The organism is Acetobacter zythi, assembly GCF_963921165.1.
In the GTDB taxonomy this organism is placed as follows: Bacteria; Pseudomonadota; Alphaproteobacteria; order Acetobacterales; family Acetobacteraceae; genus Acetobacter.
In genome coordinates this window covers 258,795-279,032 of sequence record NZ_CAWUEO010000012.1, presented here as the reverse complement: position 1 = coordinate 279,032, position 20,238 = coordinate 258,795, and the positions used below count along the sequence as shown (strand labels likewise).

Genomic DNA, 20,238 nt, shown 5'->3' with positions numbered 1-20,238 from the left:
CATGGCCGGTTATTCCCGCACTGATGATTCGCCGTTTGGCCGCTGGTGGCGGAACGTGGACCGGACAACACTGGTCTGCACCTTTATCCTGATCGGCTTTGGCTATATTCTCATGCTCGCGGCCAGCCCCGCGGTTGCCGTGCGTATTGGCGCATCGCGCAATATGTTCATTTTCAAGCAGGTTCTGTTCCTCAGCGTTGCTGGGGTTATTGTAACCGGGGTTTCCATGCTTTCGCGCCGTACGGTGCTCCGGCTCTCCCTTGTTGGTGGAGCACTCATGCTGGGGGCCACCATGCTTACGCTGGTGCACGGGATTGAGATCAAGGGGGCGCGGCGCTGGATTGCGCTACCGCTCATGTCCCTCCAGCCATCGGAGTTCCTTAAACCCTGCTTTGCCGTGGTTACGGGGTGGCTGCTGACCGAGCGCCGGATTTCACGCTATTTTCCGGGTATGCTCATAGCCTTCGGGCTGTATGGGCTGATTCTGCTGCTGCTCAAATCCCAGCCCGATATTGGCATGCTAACGGTTATTACCGCCGTTTTTCTGGTCCAGTTGTTTGTAGACGGGCTGAACCTGATCTTTGTCGGTTTTGGTTTTGCCTGCATGGTGGCCGCAGGCATTGCCGCGTTCTTTATTTTTCCGCATGTGCGCTCGCGCGTGGAGCGGTTCATGCACCCCAATGTGGGGGACCATTACCAGATTGATACGGCCCTGCGCGCCTTTGGCAATGGCGGGCTGATGGGCCGTGGCCCCGGCGAGGGCCGGGTAAAGGACCTTCTGCCCGATGCCCATGCGGACTTTGTGTTTGCCGTGGCGGGGGAGGAATACGGGCTGGTCATCTGCCTGCTGATTATTTGCGTCTTTGCCGCCATTGTGGTGCGGACCCTGCTGCGCCTGATCCGCGAGGATGATCCGTTTGTGGTTATTGCCACCACCGGCCTGCTTACGGGTTTTGGGCTACAGGCGTTTGTTAACATGGCTTCGACCTTGCATCTTATCCCCACCAAGGGCATGACGCTGCCATTCATTTCCTACGGGGGGTCTTCGGCCATGTCTGTTGCTCTGGCTATTGGCATGGTGCTGGCCCTGACACGGCAGCAACCGGGGGGCCTGCGCCCCGGCAAAGGCTTTATCACCACTCTCAGACAATGGCGGTCAGCATGAAGTCCCGTACTATTGTAATCGCGGCCGGGGGCACAGGCGGTCATTTTTTTCCCGCCGAGGCTCTGGCAGATGCACTGGTCGCACGTGGCCACCAGATTGTGCTGATGACCGATGCCCGCGCAGGCAGGCGTTCGAGTGGTGTGTTCGCCAATGCGCCGCAGTTTGTGCTGCGTGGCGCGGGTGTGGCCGGGCGTGGCCCCATACGCGCCCTGCGCGCGGGCGCCACTCTGCTGGCCAGCGCATGGAAGGCGCGGGGCATCCTGCATACGCTCCAACCCGATGCGGTCATTGGCTTTGGGGGCTACCCGTCCATTCCTCCCCTGCTGGGCGCGCGCCTGCTTGGGCGCAAACACCCCGCCCTGATCATCCACGAGGGTAACGCCGTGCTGGGCAAGGCCAATGCCGTGCTCTCCCGCTTTGCCGATGTGATTGCAACCTCCTTCCCCACCGTTGCCAAACTCCCCATGGGGGCCAGAACCGTGCTGACCGGCATGCCCGTGCGCCCCGCCATTGCCGCACTGGCGGGGGAGCCGTGGCCCGCTCCGCAGGAGCACATTAACCTGCTAGTCTGGGGTGGGTCGCTGGGGGCGCGTATTTTTTCGCAGGTTGTGCCCGCAGCCATTGCCCGCCTGCCAGCAGAACTGCGCACACGCATGGTCATAACCCAGCAAGCCCGCGCGGATGATGTGCAGACCGTGCGCCAAGCCTATGCCAACATCGGGGTCAAAGCCCGTGTGGAACCTTTTCTGAACGATGTGCCCGACCTGTTGCGCGCGGCCCATCTGGTTATTGGCCGTGCGGGAGGCTCCTCTGTTGCGGAAATTACCACCGCAGGTCGCCCCTGTGTGCTGGTGCCCCTGCCCATTGCCGCCTCCGATGAACAGACCGAAAACGCCCGCGCCATAACCGACGTGGGGGCAGGCTGGATGATCCGCCAGCCCGACTTTACCGCCCAAACACTTGCAGCCCGCCTGCAAGACCTTTTCACCGCCCCGGACGACCTGGCCCGCGCAGCATCTGCCGCCGCCACGTTGGCCCGCCCGGACGCCGCCCTCCGCCTGGCTGATATAGTAGAAGAATGCCTCCAACTTTCTCCTTCACCCGCCCATCCGCCCTCACACGAGACGGAGACACGCACATGAGAGCCCTGCCCCTTTCCATCGGAACCATCCATTTTGTCGGTATTGGCGGCATTGGCATGTCCGGCATTGCGGAGGTTCTGTGCCTGCTGGGCTATTCCGTGCAAGGGTCGGACATAGCAGAAAACGCCAATGTCAAACGCCTGCGCGCTGCGGGCATTCCGGTCACAATCGGCCATGATGCCGCCAATCTGGGCAATGCGCAGGTTGTGGTTATTTCCACCGCCGTCAAACGGGACAACCCCGAGGTTGTCGCCGCACGCGCCAAGCTGATTCCCGTTGTGCGCCGGGCGGAAATGCTGGCCGAACTCATGCGCCTGCGCTGGTCGGTCGCCATTGGCGGCACGCATGGCAAAACCACCACCACAAGCCTTGTGGCCGCCGTGCTGGAAGCGGCCAAGCTGGACCCCACCGTTATTAACGGCGGAATTATCGAGGCCTACGGCACCAACACCCGCATGGGTAAGGGCGACTGGATGGTGGTGGAAGCGGATGAGAGCGATGGTTCGTTCCTGCGTCTGCCCTCCGTTATTTCGGTCGTGACCAATATGGACCCCGAACATCTGGACCACTGGGGTTCGGCCGAGGCCATGGAGGCGGCTTATGACCAGTTTGTCTCCAACGTGCCGTTCTATGGCTTTGCGGTGCTGTGCATAGACCACCCCGCCGTGCAGCAGATGATCCCGCGCCTGTCCGACCACCGGATTGTCACCTATGGTTTCTCGCCGCAGGCCGATGTCCGGGCTGAAAAGGTGATAACCGACAAGCTGGGCGCAACGTTTGAGGTTACGCTGACGGACCGCGTAAGCCGCCGCACCCGCAAGGCAGGGCCGTTCCGCCTGCCCATGCTGGGCGCGCACAATGTGCAGAACTCCCTTGCCGCCATTGCCGTCGCAACCGAGATGGACATTAGTGACGATGTGATCCGCTCCGGCCTAGCCAGCTTCCGTGGGGTCAAGCGCCGCTTTACCCGCACGGGGGAAGCGGGCGGCATTACCGTTATTGATGATTACGGCCACCACCCGGTGGAAATTGCCGCCGTGCTCAAAGCCGCAAGGCAGGCCGGGGCCAGCCGGGTTATTGCGGTCATGCAGCCGCACCGTTACTCGCGCCTGAGAACCCTGTTTGCCGATTTTTGCACCTGCATGAACGATGCGGACACCGTGATTGTCTCCGACGTGTATGCCGCAGGCGAAGACCCCCTGCCCGATGCCAGCCGGGACAAACTGATTGAGGGCCTGCGCGAGCGCGGGCACCGCTCGGTAGTGCCCCTATCCAGCCCCGACCATCTGGCGGAAATGATCAACGCCATTGCCAGACCGGGCGACTATGTTGTGTGTCTGGGCGCTGGCACCATTACCAACTGGGCACAGGCCCTACCCGCCCAGCTTGCCGCCCTGCAAGCCGAACACAAAGGTGGAAGTGCTGCATGACCCCCACCCCCGCAACCACGCTGGATGATATGGTGCGCCACGCCTTTGCGGGCACGCGTGGGCGTGTGACTGCAAAAGCCCCGTTGGGCGCGCGCACATGGTTCCGCGTGGGTGGCCCGGCGGAATGGCTGTTCCAGCCCAAAGATGCGGAAGATCTGGCGGGCATGCTGGCCCAACTCTCGCCCGAACTCCCGGTTATTGCGCTGGGGGCATGCTCCAACGTGATCATTCGGGATGGCGGGCTGGACGGCATTGTGGTGCGCATGGCCCGTGGCTTTGCCGATATTGCAGTCGAGGCCGATGGCGTGGTTGTTGGTAGCGCCTGCCTGGACGCAACCGTGGCCGAACACGCGGCACAGGCGGGGCTTGCCGGGCTGGAGTTTCTGGCGGGTATTCCCGGCTCCATTGGGGGGGCTGTGCGCATGAACGCGGGCGCTTATGGGGCCGACATTGCCAGCGTGCTGGACTGGGCGGAAATTGTAACGCGTGATGGCAACATGCTGCGCCTTGGCAACGCCGCCCTGCGCTTTGGCTACCGCCGCTCCGGCCTGCCCGAAGGGGCCATGGTGGTGCGCGCGCGCCTGCGGGCCACCCCGGCCAGACCTGCGGACATTGCCGCACGCATTGCCAACATCCGCACAGCCCGCGAGCAGTCCCAGCCTGTGCGCGCACGCACGGGTGGCTCCACCTTTCGCAACCCCGAGCCAGAAGTTTCCGCCCGCAAGGCGTGGGAGCTGATCGATCAGGCGGGCTGCCGTGGCCTGCGCCGGGGCGATGCGCAGGTTAGCGAAAAACACTGCAATTTTCTGATCAACCTCGGCCACGCCACCGCCCATGATCTGGAAGCATTGGGAGACGACGTACGCTACCGCGTTGCCCAGCATTCCGGTGTGCACCTGCACTGGGAGATCAAACGTCTGGGCCGCACACAAGGAACCCCCGCATGAGCACTCCCAAACGGATAACCGTGCTTATGGGTGGCATGTCCTCCGAACGGACGGTCAGCCTGTCCTCCGGGCAGGGGGTGGCGGAGGCCCTGCGTAGCCTTGGCCATACGGTCAGCATGCTGGATGCCGGGGCGGACCTTGGCGCGCTGGTGGCCGAACTGGGGGTGCAAAAGCCCGATGTGGTGTTTAACGCACTCCATGGCCGCTTTGGCGAGGATGGCTGTATTCAGGGCATTCTGGACTGGATGGGCCTTGCCTACACTCATTCGGGCGTGCGGGCTTCCGCCACCGCCATGAACAAGGCCGCCGCCCGCGCGGCTTTTATATCCGCCGGTCTGCCCGTGGCCGAAGGCCGGGTGATTGATATTGCCGAGCTTGAAGCAGGGGACCCCCTGCCCACCCCCTATGTGGTCAAACCCGTAAGCGAGGGGTCATCGGTCGGGGTGTCCATTGTGCGGCCGGGCACCAATGTGCGCACGCGCATTGTGCGCGAATGGACCTTTGGCCCACAGGCACTGGTGGAGGAGTTTATTCCCGGCCGCGAAATTACCGTTGGCGTCATGGGGGAGCGCGCCCTGACGGTTACGGACATTACCCCAACCGGCAATACCCACGATTTTTACGACTACGACGCCAAATACAACGCCGGTGGCTCCCGCCACGAACTGCCCGCCCGCATTGCCCCCGATGTGGCGCAACAGGCACTGGATGTGGCCGTAGCCGCCCACAGCGCCCTTGGGTGTTCGGGGGCGTCGCGCTCGGATTTCCGGTTGGATGATACAGACCCCGCAGCCCCACGCCTGATCTTGCTGGAGGTCAACACCCAGCCGGGCATGACCGCCACATCGCTCCTGCCTGAACAGGCTGCCTATTGCGGCATAAGCTACCCCGAACTGTGCCACTGGCTGGTTGAGCAGGCCACCTGCCGCCAATGAAGCGCCCCGCCAGCCGCCCCTCCCGCACGGGATTATTCCTCAAGCGCCAGAAGCGCCTGCTGCGGCCCGCCATCGGGCTTGTGCTGCTGGCGGGTTCGGGGGTTGCGGTTTATCTGGCGGTGCCACTACCTGCCCTGCAAAAGCAGATCGCCCCTTTGCGGGACAAAATATTGGGCACATCCGCCCTGCGCGTGACCAATATCCGGATTGAAGGCGCCAACCTGACCAGCGAGGACGCCATTCGCGCGGCCCTGAACATTGCCGTGGGCGACCCGGTCCTGAACTTCAACGTCTCCCGCGCGCGGGAGAACCTGACAGCCCTGCCGTTCATTGACCATGTCAGCGTTGAACGCCACCTGTCGGGCGAAATTGACGTCCACATTACCGAACGCCCCCCTTATGCTGTGTGGCAGCATCAGGGCCATTTTATTCTGATCGACCGGCAGGGGCAAAAAGTGCCTGATCAGGGAGCGAACGACAAGGACGCCACGGCGTTTGCCAAGCTACCCCTTGTTGTGGGCGAAGGCGCGAACGAAAACGCCGCAACCCTGATTGATGTGCTGGCGCAGGAACCGGACGTAAAATCCCACGTTACCGCTGCCGTGCGTGTGAGCGACCGCCGCTGGAACCTGAGCCTGAAGGACGGCGCCACCGTGCTCCTGCCTGAAGGGGAGGAGGCCCCGGCCATTCACCGTCTGGCCCGGATCAATGCTGCAACACAGCTCCTTGAACGCCCGGTGGTGCTGATTGACATGCGCCTGCCAGACCGGCTGACCATACGCGAACGCCCCCCCGAGCCTGCCCCCGCACCGGAGCAGAAACAACCCCAGCCCCCCACCGGAGGAAAGCCGAGATGAATGACACCGCGCACTCCCCAGCTTCCCCCGAACTTAGTCTGGCGGACCGTCTGCACAAAAAACGGACCAACACCCCGGCCAGTTCCACATTGCGCATGAGCGGGGGGGACGGATCACTCCCCCTCCCGCCCAGTGAGCGCAACAAGCGCCCACATACATGGCGCAACGGCTACAGCGCTGTGCTTGATATTGGCTCGACCAAAATTACCTGCCTGATTGGCAAGGGCGAACCCAACGGCATGCTGCGCGTGGCTGGCTATGGCTGGCGGCGCTCGGCTGGCGTGCGCAATGGCGCCATTACCGAGCTGCACGAGGCCGAGGCCGCCATACGGGCCACCGTAGCACAGGCCGAAAACATGGCCGAACGCACCATAGACAAGGTGGTTGTCAACCTGTCCTGCGGGCATCCGGCCAGCCGCCTGTTCAATGTGCGCTGGCCCATTGGCGGGCGCGTGGTAACCGAGGCGGATATCCGCCGCGTGGTAACAGAAGGCCGCGTGCAGGCTACCGTGCAGGGCCGAGAGGTCATTCACACCCTGCCCATAGACTTTACTGTGGATGATACCGAAGGCGTGTCCGACCCAAGGGGGCATCTGTGCGAAACACTCAAGGCCCGCCTGCACATTATTGATGCCGCCACCACCGCCCTGCTGAACCTGGAGACCGTGCTCAGCCGTGCGGAACTGCGCATGGAGGCCCTTGTTTCCTCCCCTCTGGCCTCCGGCCTGTCCGTGCTGGACAGGGATGAGCGCGACCTTGGCACAACAGTGGTGGACATGGGCGGGGGCACCACATCGCTCGCAGTGTTTGGTGAAGGGCAGATCCTGCACACCGCCCAGATTGGCGTGGGGGGCTTGCACGTTACGCGCGACATTGCCCGTGGGCTTGGCACATCACTCGACAACGCAGAACGGCTGAAAACGGTGTATGGCAGCGCCGATCTGGCTTCCGACGTGGAAGACGAAATCCTGACCGTGGAACTGCTGGGCAATGATGTGCCCCATTTTGAGCAGATATCCCGCGCCCAGCTTGGCCGCATCATCCGCCCCCGTATGGAGGAAACGCTGGAACTGGTGCGCGAAAAACTGGATGGCGCGGGCCTTGGCATGGCCGCCAGTGGCCGCATTGTGCTGACGGGTGGCGGCTCCCTGCTGGATGGAATCCGCCCGCTGGCCGAACGTATTCTGGGAGTGCCGGTCAGTGTTGGCCGCCATTCCGGCCCCGGTTTTACCCGCTCGGTCCGGCTTGGCCGCCCCAAGAATATTGCAGGTCTGCCAGAGGATACAGCCGCCGCAGCAGGCTTTGCCACGGCGGCTGGGCTGCTGTTCTGGGCGGCCAGTGCTGAGCGTCCATTCAGCGATGTTGAATTCCGCGAAGCAGCGCCAAGTGGTTTTTTACAAAAACTGGTTGCTTTTATTCGTGAGAGGGTTTGATTTGCCCAGCAAAAGGTTGGTAAACTATTCGCAATCTTATCCACCCCGCCACCGTTAACCCGCCGCAGTCCGGGAGAGACACATGACACTCAACCTAACCGTTCCACCCCAGACTCATGCTGATTTTTCGCCCAAGATCACCGTTATAGGCGTTGGCGGCGGGGGGACGAACGCGGTTGACAACATGATTGCCTCCAACCTTGAAGGCGTGGAGTTTGTTGTTGCCAACACCGATGCGCAAAGTCTGGCCAAAAGTCTGGCCGACAGCCGCATCCAGCTTGGCCCGCACCTGACCCACGGCCTTGGCGCTGGCGCCAAACCCGAGGTCGGCCGCGCCGCAGCGGAAGAAGCCGCGGACGAAATTGCCCGGTATCTGGACGGCGCGCACATGGTTTTCATCACCACCGGCATGGGTGGCGGCACGGGCACGGGGGCGGCACCTGTTATTGCCCGCATGGCGCGCGAGCGGAACATTCTGACCATTGGCGTAGTCAGCAAACCTTTTGCTTATGAAGGCAAGCGCCGGGCGCGCGTGGCGGATGAAGGGATTCAGGAACTTCAGCAGTATGTTGATACGCTGATCGTGATTCCCAACCAGAATCTTTTCCGCATTGCCAACGAACGCACCACCCTGCGTGAAGCCTACAAGCTGGCTGACGAAGTTTTGAACATGGGTGTGCGCGGCGTAACCGACCTGATGATGGAACGCGGCTACGTCAACCTCGACTTTGCCGACATCCGCAGCGTTATGGCCGAAATGGGCAAAGCAATGATGGGCACGGGCGAGGCCGAGGGCGACAACCGCGCGGTTGAGGCAGCGGAAGCCGCCATTTCCAACCCGCTGCTCGAAGATACCTGCATGGCCACGGCCAAGGGCCTGCTGGTCAACGTCACCGGCGGCGAGGACATGACCTTCTTCGAAGCGGAAGAAGCGTTCAACCGCATTTGCCGCGAAGTGCCCGAAGACGCAAACATGATCTTTGGCACGGTCATTGAAGAAAAAATGAGCGGGCGTGTGCGTGTGTCCGTTGTAGCCACCGGCATTGACGTTCCATCCGGCGGAGCAGAACGCCCCCATCTGGCCGCGGTGGAAACCGAGGCACAGCCGGAGCAGCCTTACGCAGCCCCCAGCGCGCAGCCCACGGCAGCACCAGCGGCACAGCACGTGCAGCAGCCCCCCGTGGCGCAACAGCCCGCAGCCGCACCGCAGCCACAGGCTTATGCGCCCGCACCCGGCCATGCCGCACCACCTGCACACACCGTGCCCGGTCAGGTTGCAGCCGCTACGGCACAGCCACGCCAGCCAGCACCGGCTCCGGCTCCGGCACCGGCGGCCTCCAAACATGCCAACCTGTTCAGCGAGCCGCCGCGTCCTTCGGCCTACCCTGCGCAGGACCCTAATGCCCGCAGCCTGTTTGGCCGCGTAACCGGCGCATTCCGCCGCGCCGCAGCACCCGAAACACGGCAGGAGCCTGTTGCGCAGTCTCACCCCACCATCAGTCAGGCCGAACAGGGCAGCACGCGCCACGGCGAAGGGGATAACGGGTTGGAAATTCCAACCTTTTTGCGCCGTTAACCCTGAATACGGCACCCCCCACCCTAGGGCGGCCAGCCACAGGGTGGGGGATGAAACAGACGGCAATAATCATTGACTCGCATCTGCTCCAAACAGGCCCTAGCGTTAGTGTGACGTAATTTTCCACACGAACATGGGGCGGTCGGGATCATGGATAATCTGTCTGGGGAGTTGACCCCATGTTCCAAATCTGTGGAGACCCTCCCGATCACCATGCGACAGATACGCCCTAAAGCCGCACCGGCCCAACATACGCTGCACCATGCCATTTCTGCGGTGGGCATTGGCCTGCATACGGGGCGTTCCATTAACATGACCATTGCCCCCGCACCCGCAGGGCATGGCATTGTTTTCCAGCGCACGGACCTGCCCAATGCCGCCCCCCTGCCCGCCCGGTATGACTATGTGGTGGAAACGCACCTGAGCACCGTGCTGGGCGAAAAAACACGGCCTGAAAACCGTGTGGCCACGGTTGAGCACCTCATGGCCGCTTTTTGCGGCTGCGCCATTGATAACGCGCTTGTTCTGGTCGATGGGCCAGAAACACCAGTGTTTGACGGTTCGGCCACGGATTTTGTTTTTCTGCTCGATTGCGCCGGGCGCAAAGCGCAGGACCTGCCCCGCCGCGTGGTGCAGGTGGTGGAACCTGTTCGGGTTGAACACCAGAATGCCTGGGTGGAACTGCTCCCCCACACCAGCCCAAACCTGCACCTGTCCATGAGTATCGACTTTTCCGCCCGCGCTATTGGCATGCAGAGCTATGCTCTGGACCTGACGCCAACATCCTTCCGTAACGAGCTTGCGCGCAACCGCACCTTTGCCATGCGGCAGGAAATTGAAGCCCTGCATCAGGCCGGGCTGGCCCTTGGTGGGTCGTTGGACAACGCCATTGTTGTGGATAATGACGTGGTCCTTAACCCCGCAGGCCTGCGCTGCCCGGACGAGTTCATCCGCCACAAGATTATGGACGCCGTGGGGGACCTATATCTGGCAGGTTGTGTGCTGAATGCCCGCTTTAGGGGCCATCGCTCTGGCCATACATTGAACAACATGGCGCTCAATGCCCTGTTTGCCCAAAGCACGGCATGGCAGGATATGACAAACCTGCAATCCACATCCGCTGCGGCCTGACCAGCTTTTTGCACTGAGCCTTCAATAATCAGCGTTTCTGTGCTTTTCTTGACCCGCTGACATGCTATAAGATTTTGTCTCGATCTGAAGAGCCGGTATGTTTGATATTTCTATAAAAACACAGTCAGTCCGTCGTCGTCTGCCGTTCGTGCTCTCAGCTCTTGTGCTGACCGGGCTGACGGGATGCAGCCTGTTGACTGGTAGCAAAAAAGCTCCGCTGGCTCCCAAAATCGCGCCCCCGGAAACGCTCTATAACAACGGTATTGATGCCCTGCGCACCCGCCGTTACGAACTGGCTGCCGCCGAGTTTGAAACACTCCAGCAGAATTACCCGTATTCGGGCTACATTCCCAATGCGCAGTTGATGGAAGGGTATTCCTACTACCTTAAAGGGAAATACCCCGAAGCCGTGCAGCAGTTGAACCGCTTTATCAGCCTGCACCCCACCAGCACCGATTCCGCCTATGCCTATTACCTGCGTTCGCTCTGCTTTTATGAGCAGATTGCGGATGTGCAGCGTGACCAGCAGGGCACGGCGGAAGCCATGGACGCGCTGGAAGAAGTGGTGACCCGCTTCCCCCAGAGCAAATATGCCCGCGATGCCCAGCTTAAAATCGACCTGTGCCGCGACCATCTGGCCGGCAAGGAAATGCTGGTCGGCCGCTATTACCAGCGCGAACGTAATTATGAAGGTGCAATCAACCGCTACCAGCGCGTTGTGCAGGACTTCCAGACCACCAACCATGTGCCAGAAGCACTCGAACGCATGGTGGAAGTCTACCTTGATCTGGGACTGACCGATCAGGCCCGCAAATCCGCTATTGTTCTGGGTTACAACTACCCCAGCAGCCAGTGGTACCACTACGCATACAACAAGCTGAAAAGCTACAAACTGCTGGATAACAAGCTTCCTCTGCCCGGCACGGCTGTTACCACGCCCGCCAAGCAGGACGTTGTTAAATCTCAGGCATCCGATACGCGGGACGAGCGTATGGCGGCACCTGCGGCCATGCAGCCCGCTGCCACAGCACCACAGCCACCCCCAGCGCCAAGTGTGCCTGCAACTCCCGCTGCCACAGCACCACAGCCACCCCCAGCGCCAAGTGTGCCTGCAACTCCTGCTGCCCCTGCTGCGCCAGCCACCAAAAAGTAATACAGCTTTCTCACTTTCCCTCTTGAATTAAGAACACAACAGGAACATACAGAACAGGCCTTTCCCGCCCATAGTCAGGGTGTGCCTGTTCAGGCTCAGGCGGGAACAGGCACAACTGTTTGGTCTGTTCCGCAGACTCCAGTCATTTAAGGTGTGAACCTAAAAGCCGGATGTCGCCATGCTGACACATCTTTCCATCAGAGACGTTGTGCTGATCGAAGCACTTGACCTTGCCCTCCACCCCGGCTTTACCGCCTTAACGGGGGAAACGGGGGCTGGTAAATCCATTCTGCTGGACAGTCTGGGTCTGGCCATGGGTGAACGCGCCAATGCGGGTCTGGTCCGCTCTGGCGCGGAGGAAGCCCGCGTAACCGCGTGCTTTGAAACACCGCCAAGCCACACGGTTTACACACAGCTTGAAGAACAGGGCATTCCCGCCGACAAGGGCGAGCCACTGGTCCTGCGCCGCGTTATCTCGCGCGAGGGACGTTCACGCGCATGGATTAACGATCAACCTGTGGGGCTGACCCTCCTGCGCAGGATTGCTTCATCCCTGATCGAAATTCAGGGCCAGCATGAGCAAATGGGGCTGGCGGATGCCTCCACCCATCGTGGCCTGCTTGATGCCTACGGAATCAAACCGAGCCTTCTCAAAAAAGTGGCACAGGCTTTTACCCATTGGCAGGAACTCCGCCAGAGCCTTGCCGCCGCCCAACACGCCCTAGAAGAGGCCGCGCGCGAGGAAGAATGGCTGCGCCATACAGTGGACGAACTCTCCACACTGGCCCCTCAACCGGGGGAGGAAAGCCAACTGGCACAGCAACGCCACGCGCTCCAGCAGGCCGAACGCCGGGGCGAGGCCGTTGCAGCCGCCCTGTCCGAACTAACCCCGCGCGACCGCCGCTCCACCGGGCCAGCAGCGGCCCTGCGTGCCGCCAGCCGTGCGCTTTTACGTCTGGTTCCGTCCTCCGCCTCGGACAAGGCAATTCCCGAGACCGATGCCCTGACCAACCGCACAACCCAAGCCCTGAGTGCGCTGGAAAATGCGGAAAACGCACTCGCCGAGGCCGAAAGCCTGCTCTCCCGCCTTATGGCGGATACGGAAGCCAACCCGCGCGAACTGGAGGAAACCGAGGAACGGCTGTTTGCACTGCGCACCGTAGCCCGCAAACACAATGTGTTGGTGGATGAGCTGGCCGCCCTGCTCGCCCAACTCACAGCCCGCCTGCATGCGCTGGATAATGGCGCAACTGAACTGGAAAGTCTGCGGCAGGCAGCAGAAGAAGCCCGCCTGACCTACATGACCGCAGCACAGGAACTGACCCATGCCCGCACTGTTGCCGCCAAAAAAATGGAACAGGCCGTAACCGCCGAGCTAAAACCGATCAAACTGGAAAAAGCCCGTTTTCTGGCCGAATTGCAAACCCTGCCCCCAGAGCAGTGGAGCCGCCACGGCATGGAGCAGGTCACATTCCTGATTGCAGCCAACCCGGGCCAGCCGCCCGGCCCCATTGCCAAAGTGGCCTCTGGTGGGGAACTGTCACGCCTGATGCTGGCCCTCAAGCTGGTATTGGCCGGACAATCGGGCATTGGCACGCTTATTTTTGATGAAATTGATGCAGGTGTGGGTGGGGCAACAGCCGCCGCCATTGGCGAGCGCCTGCACCGTCTGGCCATGACCGTGCAGGTGCTGGCTGTGACCCACAGCCCACAAGTTGCCGCCAGTGCGGATGCGCACCTGCGTATTGGCAAACAGACCCGCAACGGGCAAACAGCAACCCACGCCATAGCACTGGCCGAAACAGAACGCAGGGAAGAAATCGCACGTATGCTGGCAGGAGACACAATTACTGATGCGGCCCGCGCCGCCGCCGCCAGCCTGCTGGACCCCCGAAAATGACAACCAAGCCCATCACCCCGCTCGTGCAGATGAACATCCAGCAGGCCCGCGCGGAACTGGCGGAACTGGCCAACCAGATTGCCTACCACAACACCGCCTACCATGGGCATGACGCCCCAGAAATAAGCGATGCGGACTACGATAGCCTGCGCAAGCGCTACAACGAACTTGTTGCGCACTACCCCGATGCGGAACCCGAGAACAGTGCCGCCAACACGGTAGGAGCCACCCCCGACAGCGCTTTTGGCAAGCACATTCACCTTGTTCCCATGCTCTCGCTCGACAATGTGTTCGACCGCGAGGAGTTTGAAAACTTCATAACCCGCGCATCCCGCTTTTTAGGGCTGGAGCAGACCGAAGCCTCCACCCTGCGCCTGACTGGCGAACCCAAGATTGATGGTCTTTCCATCAGCCTGACCTACGAACACGGCGTGTTCACACGCGGGACCACCCGTGGCGATGGCGCCGAGGGCGAGGACGTAACCGCCAACCTGCGCACCCTGCGCGGCCTGCCCATGGCGCTGCCAGCCCCCTACCCGGACCTGATCGAAATCCGGGGCGAGGTGTTCCTCTCCAAAGCGGATTTTATCGCACTCAATGCCGCACAGGAGAACGCAGGCAAACGCCTGTTTGCCAACCCACGCAACGCTGCGGCTGGCTCCTTGCGGCAGTTGGACCCGAGCATTACCGCCCAGCGCCCGCTCTCGCTTTTTGCCTATGCGCAGGGGTACTGCTCGGACAAGGCAACCCGTAGCCACTGGGCTTATCTGGAGCAGCTCAGGGCATGGGGGTTTGTGGTCAACCCGCTCTCGCGCCAGATTGAAGGCGCGGCTCAGGCCGAAGCCTTTTTTGAGGAAATCAGCCGCGCACGCGCAGGGCTTGCTTATGATATTGATGGTGTTGTCTACAAAATAGACGACCTGAGTTTGCAAGAACGCCTGGGCTTTGCTGGCCGCGCCCCGCGCTGGGCCACAGCGTGGAAGTTCCCCGCCGAGCAGGCCATAACGCGCCTGAACGGTATTGAAATTCAGGTCGGCCGCACAGGCGCGCTTACCCCGGTTGCCCATCTGGAACCCGTTAATGTTGGCGGCGTGCTTGTAACCCGCGCCACCTTGCATAATGAGGACGAGATCAACCGCAAGGATGTACGCGAGGGGGATCTGGTGTTCGTCCAGCGTGCGGGGGATGTTATTCCGCAGGTTCTTGGGGTTGCGCCATCGGCGGCGGGGGCTGAGCGCAAGGCGGCGTTCCACTTCCCCGATCATTGTCCGGTCTGTGGGGCGCTGGCTGTCCGCCCCGAAGGCGAGGTCGTGCGCCGTTGCACCGGCGGGCTGACCTGCCCCGCCCAAGCCGTGGAACGGCTGATCCACTTTGTCTCCCGCCTTGCATTTGACATTGAGGGACTTGGGGACCGCAGTATCCGCGAGTTTTATGACGCCGGGCTGATCCGCACCCCAACCGATATTTTTCGGCTTAAAACCCATGCCCCAGCACTGGAACAGCGCGATGGCTGGGGCGAGCAGTCCGTGCGCAATCTGCTTCAGGCCATAGAGGAACGGCGCACAATCTCGCTCTCGCGCTTTATCTACGCGCTGGGTATCCGCCGGATTGGGGAGAGCAACGCCCGCCTGCTGGCCCGCCACTATGGCACCTACACCAACTGGCTACGCCAGATGGAGGCCGCCACCCTTATTGGCTCCGATGCCCGGCTGGAGCTTGGCTCCATTACCGGCATAGGCAACGCCATTGCAACCGATGTGGTGGCCTTTGTGGCCGAACCCCACAACCAGAGCACACTGGCCGAACTCAGCGCCGAGTTGCACATTACGGAAGAGGCCGCCCCCAGTGGTGGCCTGCTTGCGGGCAAGACCATTGTCTTTACCGGCACATTGCTGACCATGACCCGGCCAGAGGCCAAGGCCACGGCCGAACGCATGGGGGGCAAGGTATCCGACTCCGTGTCCAAAAAGACTGATCTGGTAGTGCTGGGGGAAAAAGCCGGGTCCAAGGCCAAAAAAGCAGCCGAACTGAACATCCAGACCATGGATGAAGCAGAATGGAACGCCTTTTGCGCAACAAACGGATAGAAGCACCACACCCGCAGTTTTTTACCATTGACCTGTAAAAGAGAGATTGCCCAGCGGCCAAATCTGCGCCATGCTGCCGGGCAACGAAGGGGTGGAGTTCGTCGTCCAAACCAAAAATAAAAATTCCGTGCCCAGTCCGGCTGCTGTTCCGGTATCCCCTGTTCCCATCCCCTCGGTCGGAACTTCAGCTCATCTGGCACAAAAGAATGAAGTGAACGGCAAAATGACCAAGTGGATCTACAGTTTCGGCGCAGGCCAAAGCGAAGGCAACGCCGGAATGCGCAATCTCCTCGGCGGCAAGGGCGCCAATCTGGCGGAAATGGCCAATATTGGCCTGCCCGTGCCCCCCGGATTTACCATTACCACTGAAGTCTGCACCGCCTTTTACGATAACGGACGGAAGTACCCGGCTGAACTGGAAGCCCAGCTTGAAGCCGCAATGGGTCTGGTGGAAAAGGCCATGGGCCTGCGCTTTGGCGACGCCGAAAACCCGCTTCTGGTCTCTGTCCGCTCTGGTGCGCGCGTTTCCATGCCCGGCATGATGGACACAGTGCTCAACCTCGGTCTGAACGACACGACAGTTGAAGGCCTTGTCCGCTCCTCGGGCGATGCCCGCTTTGCATGGGACAGCTACCGCCGCTTCATTCAGATGTACGGCTCCGTTGTGCTTGGCGTGCCGCACCACGAATTTGAAGACCTGCTTGAACAGGCCAAACGTGCCGCCAGCAAGCTGGATGACACCGCCCTGACCGCCGAAGAATGGCAGGAGGTTGTTAAAAGCTACAAGCAGATCGTGCTGTCCGAAACGGGAACCCCCTTCCCCGAAAATCCCAAGGACCAGCTCTGGGGCGCCATCGGGGCTGTTTTTGGCTCATGGATGAACCCGCGCGCCAACACCTACCGCAAGCTGCATGACATTCCCGCAAGCTGGGGCACGGCTGTAAACGTGCAGTCCATGGTGTTCGGCAACATGGGCGATGACTGTGCAACCGGCGTGTGCTTTACGCGCGACCCGTCCACGGGCGAGAACATTTTTTACGGCGAATACCTGATTAACGCGCAGGGCGAGGACGTTGTTGCGGGTATCCGCACCCCGCAGCCCATGGCGGAAAGCCGCTCGGTCGAGGGTCAGACCTCGATGGAAAAAGCGCTGCCCAACGCCTATGGCGAGTTGCTCAAGGTCCGTGATCTGCTTGAACGCCACTACCGCGATATGCAGGATATCGAATTTACGGTTCAGGCCAACAAGCTCTACCTGCTCCAGACCCGCTCGGGCAAACGCACAGCAGCCGCTGCCCTGCGCGTAGCCATTGATATGGCCAAGGAAGGTCTGATCACACAGGAAGAAGCGGTCACCCGCGTTCCTCCCGCATCCCTTGACCAGTTGCTCCACCCGGTGCTGGACCCCAAAGCCGAACGCCAGTTGCTGACCCGTGGCCTGCCCGCATCCCCCGGTGCCGCAACCGGTATTATCGCCTTCTCCGCCGAGGATGTGGAAGACCGCGCCGCCAAGGGTGAGGATGTTATTCTGGTGCGTATTGAAACCTCGCCCGAAGATGTGCACGGCATGCATGCGGCCCGTGGCGTCCTGACCACACGCGGCGGCATGACCTCCCACGCAGCCGTTGTGGCCCGTGGCATGGGCCGTGTTTGCGTGGCCGGTGCAGGCAGCATTGCGGTGGACTACAAAGCCCAGACCATGACCGTGGACGGCCATACGCTCAAAGCGGGTGACTGGATCACGCTCGATGGCGGCACGGGGGCTGTTTACAAAGGCCGCGTTCCCACCATTCCGCCCACCCTTTCGGGCGATTTTGCAACCCTTATGGGCTGGGCAGACGGTGTGCGCCGCCTTGGTGTGCGCGCCAACGCCGAAACCCCCGAGGATGCGGAAACCGCACGCCGCTTTGGTGCGGAAGGTATTGGTCTGTGCCGGACCGAACATATGTTCTTCGGCCCCGACCGCATTGGCCACGTACGCCAGATGATTATGGCCGATGATGCGGCAACACGCGCCCGCGCCATTGAAGCCCTGCTGCCATTCCAGCGGAGCGACTTTACGGAACTGTTCCGCATTATGGCGGGCCTGCCGGTGACCATCCGTCTGCTCGACCCGCCGCTGCATGAGTTCCTGCCGCATGGTGAGGCTGAACTGGCCGATGTTGCCAAAGCACTGGGTAAGGATGTGGAAAGCCTGCGCGCACGCCGCTCGGCCCTTTCCGAATCCAACCCCATGCTGGGCCACCGTGGCTGCCGCCTTGGCATTACCTACCCCGAAATCTACGCCATGCAGGTGCGCGCCATTGCTGAGGCCGCACTGGACATTGCAAAGGAAACCGGTAAGGCCGTGGACCCGGAAATTATGATCCCGCTGATTGGCACCAAAGCCGAGCTGGATCTGGTCCGTAAGTCCTGCGAAGGCGTGATTGCCAATGTGCTGAGCGAACGTGGGGCGCAGTTGTCCTACAAAATTGGCACCATGATCGAACTGCCCCGTGCAGCCCTGACTGCTGACCAGATCGCCCAGAGTGCTGACTTCTTCTCCTTCGGCACCAACGATCTGACCCAGACAGCTCTTGGCCTGTCGCGTGATGATGCTGGCTCGTTCCTGCCTGAATATGTGGAAAAAGGCCTGCTGCCGCAGGACCCCTTTGTCTCCATCGACCGCGAAGGCGTGGGCGCGCTGGTGCGCATGGGCGTGGAAAAAGGCCGGGCCTCCAAGCCTGACCTCAAGCTTGGCATTTGCGGCGAACACGGCGGCGACCCGCTCTCCATCGCGTTCTTTGAGGAAGTCGGGCTGGATTACGTCTCCTGCTCTCCCTTCCGTGTGCCCGTGGCCCGACTGGCCGCAGCACAGGCAGCCCTTGCCACACGCAATAACAAGGCTGTTAAAGCCTAAGGAAAGAATGGCCGCCCCAACCGGGCGGCCATTTTTCAATCTGATATCATGCAAAAAATTCTTACTCTCCACCTCGTATCCGAGGCGACGGGACAGACGCTCGATTCCGTGGCGCGGGCCTGCATCGCGCAGTTCCCTAATACGGAAGTCCGGCTACGGCACTGGAACCTGATCCGTACCCAAATCCAGCTCCGGCGGGTTTTGCGGCATATTGCCAACAACCGTGGCCCGGTCATGTCCACCCTGACGGACCCGATCCTTCAGGCCGATATGGAAGCAGGCTGTGCAAGCCTTCAGATCAGACTGCTGGACGTGCTGGACAACGCCCTGCACTTTCTGGCCGAGGAAACGGGGGAAGAAGCGACCCGCCACCCCGGCGGCCAGTACATTATGGACGAAAACTACTACCAGCGGATTGAGGCCATGCATTACGTGCTGGCCCATGATGATGGGCAGGAAACGCGCGGCCTGAACAAAGCGGATGTTATTCTGGTTGGTGTGTCCCGCGTGTCCAAAACACCGACCTGCTTCTATCTGGCCAACAGGGGCATAAAGGCTGCCAACGTGCCGCTGGTTATGGGCATAGAACCACCCGAGGCCCTGTTTACCACCACCAAGCCGGTTATTGGCCTGACCATAGACCCCGAACGCCTGATTGAAATCCGCCGCAACCGCCTGAACCAGATGATACCGGGCAAGTCACGCCCGGAAGCCATAACGGATTACGCCTATATTGATCTGGAAAAAGTGCAGGAAGAACTGCACTGGGCAAGGCGCTTATGCCGCCGCCATAACTGGCCGGTCATTGATGTAACACGCCGCTCCATCGAGGAATCATCAGCCTCCATACTGGAACTGATTGCCACAACCGCCTGAGTGCCTTGGCCCCTCCAAGAACATAGGGGAGATGCCAAAACCCCCTTAGGCCCCGGCCTTCTGGCTCTGGCTTTAACAAACCAGAGCCATGTTTTTTCAAAGTGTGTCCGCGTCTGGCCTAGTCGGCCATTTCCTGCGCTGTCAGCCTTTGCACCCTGATGGCCTGCCCCTGTGCGTTATAATAAATCACGCTGCTGCCACGGCGTTGGGCGTATCCATCTGGTTGGCCATCCTTGGTCCAGAACAGCAGACGGTTTGTATCCGGCTGCTCCACTATTCTGTCCCCCGGTGGGGTAAAGTGGTATTTGCTGAAGTCCTTGCGTGCACGCGGCAAAGGCAGCTTACCCGCCAGATTATGCATGCTGGACGCACGGTGGGCGTCCGAATCATCATCATCCCCACCATTCAGCGGGTCGCCATCGGCATATGCAGGAACACCGGCCACCAGGGGCAGTGCAACCGCACACAGACCGAACATGACTTTCCATTTTTTACGGAAGACCGGCATCATGTCGGTGCTCCTCCTCTATCCAGACCTCTGATGGCAAGGCTTGCCAGTTATGGGCTACCGTATCACAGGTTAACACCTGTTACCGCGTTACTCCTGTTACAAAAAACTGTCAGCCCCCAGTTTTGGCATGGGCTATCCGCCACAAAACCAACCCCCGCACCCTGACTTGCCCGAACCCGCGCGGAAGGGATAAGAA

15 protein-coding genes are annotated in these 20,238 nt (G+C 61.1%); 14 read left to right on the top strand and 1 reads right to left on the bottom strand.

Features of this window, described 5'->3' with window-relative positions; genetic code table 11:
* Position 1 precedes the first annotated feature (1 nt).
* The 14 genes from AABE20_RS06915 (at position 2) to AABE20_RS06850 (ending at position 19,531) form a co-directional block, all read left to right on the top strand.
* A complete protein-coding gene (locus AABE20_RS06915) occupies positions 2–1,165 on the top strand; it encodes an FtsW/RodA/SpoVE family cell cycle protein (protein ID WP_338332406.1) in 1,164 nt (387 codons plus the stop codon).
* The gene (murG, locus tag AABE20_RS06910; RefSeq protein WP_338332405.1) at positions 1,162–2,307 is read left to right on the top strand and encodes an undecaprenyldiphospho-muramoylpentapeptide beta-N-acetylglucosaminyltransferase; all 1,146 of its coding nucleotides are present in this window, start codon (positions 1,162–1,164) and stop codon (positions 2,305–2,307) included. Before AABE20_RS06915 ends, murG begins: the two co-directional genes overlap by 4 nt.
* A complete protein-coding gene (murC, locus tag AABE20_RS06905) occupies positions 2,304–3,737 on the top strand; it encodes a UDP-N-acetylmuramate--L-alanine ligase (RefSeq protein WP_338332404.1) in 1,434 nt (477 codons plus the stop codon). The genes murG and murC overlap by 4 nt, the downstream gene beginning before the upstream one ends.
* Entirely contained in the window at positions 3,734–4,684 is a 951-nt protein-coding gene (gene murB, locus AABE20_RS06900; protein WP_338332403.1) for a UDP-N-acetylmuramate dehydrogenase, read from the top strand. The genes murC and murB overlap by 4 nt, the downstream gene beginning before the upstream one ends.
* Entirely contained in the window at positions 4,681–5,619 is a 939-nt protein-coding gene (locus tag AABE20_RS06895) for a D-alanine--D-alanine ligase (protein WP_338332402.1), read from the top strand. The genes murB and AABE20_RS06895 overlap by 4 nt, the downstream gene beginning before the upstream one ends.
* On the top strand, positions 5,616–6,476 hold the full coding sequence (locus AABE20_RS06890; RefSeq protein WP_338332401.1) for a cell division protein FtsQ/DivIB: 861 nt from the start codon (positions 5,616–5,618) through the stop codon (positions 6,474–6,476). The genes AABE20_RS06895 and AABE20_RS06890 overlap by 4 nt, the downstream gene beginning before the upstream one ends.
* Positions 6,473–7,909, top strand: coding sequence for a cell division protein FtsA (gene ftsA / locus AABE20_RS06885; RefSeq protein WP_338332400.1), 1,437 nt, complete (start codon positions 6,473–6,475; stop codon positions 7,907–7,909). Before AABE20_RS06890 ends, ftsA begins: the two co-directional genes overlap by 4 nt.
* An 82-nt stretch (positions 7,910–7,991) precedes the next feature.
* Positions 7,992–9,485 (top strand): cell division protein FtsZ, encoded by a 1,494-nt coding sequence (gene ftsZ, locus AABE20_RS06880; protein WP_338332399.1) that lies wholly within the window; start codon positions 7,992–7,994, stop codon positions 9,483–9,485.
* 150 nt (positions 9,486–9,635) lie between these two features.
* Positions 9,636–10,616, top strand: a complete 981-nt coding sequence (gene lpxC, locus AABE20_RS06875) for a UDP-3-O-acyl-N-acetylglucosamine deacetylase (protein WP_338332398.1) — start codon at positions 9,636–9,638, stop codon at positions 10,614–10,616.
* A gap of 97 nt (positions 10,617–10,713) precedes the next feature.
* Entirely contained in the window at positions 10,714–11,769 is a 1,056-nt protein-coding gene (locus AABE20_RS06870) for an outer membrane protein assembly factor BamD (protein ID WP_338332397.1), read from the top strand.
* Between the two features lie 178 nt (positions 11,770–11,947).
* The gene (recN, locus tag AABE20_RS06865; RefSeq protein ID WP_338332396.1) at positions 11,948–13,669 is read left to right on the top strand and encodes a DNA repair protein RecN; all 1,722 of its coding nucleotides are present in this window, start codon (positions 11,948–11,950) and stop codon (positions 13,667–13,669) included.
* 29 nt (positions 13,670–13,698) lie between these two features.
* Positions 13,699–15,756 carry an NAD-dependent DNA ligase LigA gene (gene ligA, locus AABE20_RS06860; protein ID WP_338332612.1) on the top strand — a complete coding sequence of 686 codons (2,058 nt, stop codon included), beginning with the start codon at positions 13,699–13,701 and terminating at the stop codon, positions 15,754–15,756.
* Between the two features lie 223 nt (positions 15,757–15,979).
* On the top strand, positions 15,980–18,655 hold the full coding sequence (gene ppdK, locus AABE20_RS06855; RefSeq protein WP_338332611.1) for a pyruvate, phosphate dikinase: 2,676 nt from the start codon (positions 15,980–15,982) through the stop codon (positions 18,653–18,655).
* A 48-nt stretch (positions 18,656–18,703) separates the two neighbouring features.
* Positions 18,704–19,531 carry a pyruvate, water dikinase regulatory protein gene (locus AABE20_RS06850; RefSeq protein ID WP_338332395.1) on the top strand — a complete coding sequence of 276 codons (828 nt, stop codon included), beginning with the start codon at positions 18,704–18,706 and terminating at the stop codon, positions 19,529–19,531.
* Between the two features lie 118 nt (positions 19,532–19,649).
* Here AABE20_RS06850 and AABE20_RS06845 read toward each other — a convergent pair whose 3' ends face one another.
* Positions 19,650–20,042 carry a hypothetical protein gene (locus AABE20_RS06845; RefSeq protein ID WP_338332394.1) on the bottom strand — a complete coding sequence of 131 codons (393 nt, stop codon included), beginning with the start codon at positions 20,040–20,042 and terminating at the stop codon, positions 19,650–19,652.
* Positions 20,043–20,238: the final 196 nt, after the last annotated feature.

What these genes read in the sequence shown, in the direction of transcription:
- AABE20_RS06915 (WP_338332406.1), top strand. Translation starts at nt 2, where the DNA reads ATGGCCGGTTATTCCCGCACTGATGATTCGCCGTTTGGCCGCTGGTGG.
- murG (WP_338332405.1), top strand. Translation starts at nt 1,162, where the DNA reads ATGAAGTCCCGTACTATTGTAATCGCGGCCGGGGGCACAGGCGGTCAT.
- murC (WP_338332404.1), top strand. Translation starts at nt 2,304, where the DNA reads ATGAGAGCCCTGCCCCTTTCCATCGGAACCATCCATTTTGTCGGTATT.
- murB (WP_338332403.1), top strand. Translation starts at nt 3,734, where the DNA reads ATGACCCCCACCCCCGCAACCACGCTGGATGATATGGTGCGCCACGCC.
- AABE20_RS06895 (WP_338332402.1), top strand. Translation starts at nt 4,681, where the DNA reads ATGAGCACTCCCAAACGGATAACCGTGCTTATGGGTGGCATGTCCTCC.
- AABE20_RS06890 (WP_338332401.1), top strand. Translation starts at nt 5,616, where the DNA reads ATGAAGCGCCCCGCCAGCCGCCCCTCCCGCACGGGATTATTCCTCAAG.
- ftsA (WP_338332400.1), top strand. Translation starts at nt 6,473, where the DNA reads ATGAATGACACCGCGCACTCCCCAGCTTCCCCCGAACTTAGTCTGGCG.
- ftsZ (WP_338332399.1), top strand. Translation starts at nt 7,992, where the DNA reads ATGACACTCAACCTAACCGTTCCACCCCAGACTCATGCTGATTTTTCG.
- lpxC (WP_338332398.1), top strand. Translation starts at nt 9,636, where the DNA reads ATGGATAATCTGTCTGGGGAGTTGACCCCATGTTCCAAATCTGTGGAG.
- AABE20_RS06870 (WP_338332397.1), top strand. Translation starts at nt 10,714, where the DNA reads ATGTTTGATATTTCTATAAAAACACAGTCAGTCCGTCGTCGTCTGCCG.
- recN (WP_338332396.1), top strand. Translation starts at nt 11,948, where the DNA reads ATGCTGACACATCTTTCCATCAGAGACGTTGTGCTGATCGAAGCACTT.
- ligA (WP_338332612.1), top strand. Translation starts at nt 13,699, where the DNA reads ATGAACATCCAGCAGGCCCGCGCGGAACTGGCGGAACTGGCCAACCAG.
- ppdK (WP_338332611.1), top strand. Translation starts at nt 15,980, where the DNA reads ATGACCAAGTGGATCTACAGTTTCGGCGCAGGCCAAAGCGAAGGCAAC.
- AABE20_RS06850 (WP_338332395.1), top strand. Translation starts at nt 18,704, where the DNA reads ATGCAAAAAATTCTTACTCTCCACCTCGTATCCGAGGCGACGGGACAG.
- AABE20_RS06845 (WP_338332394.1), bottom strand. Translation starts at nt 20,042, where the DNA reads ATGATGCCGGTCTTCCGTAAAAAATGGAAAGTCATGTTCGGTCTGTGT.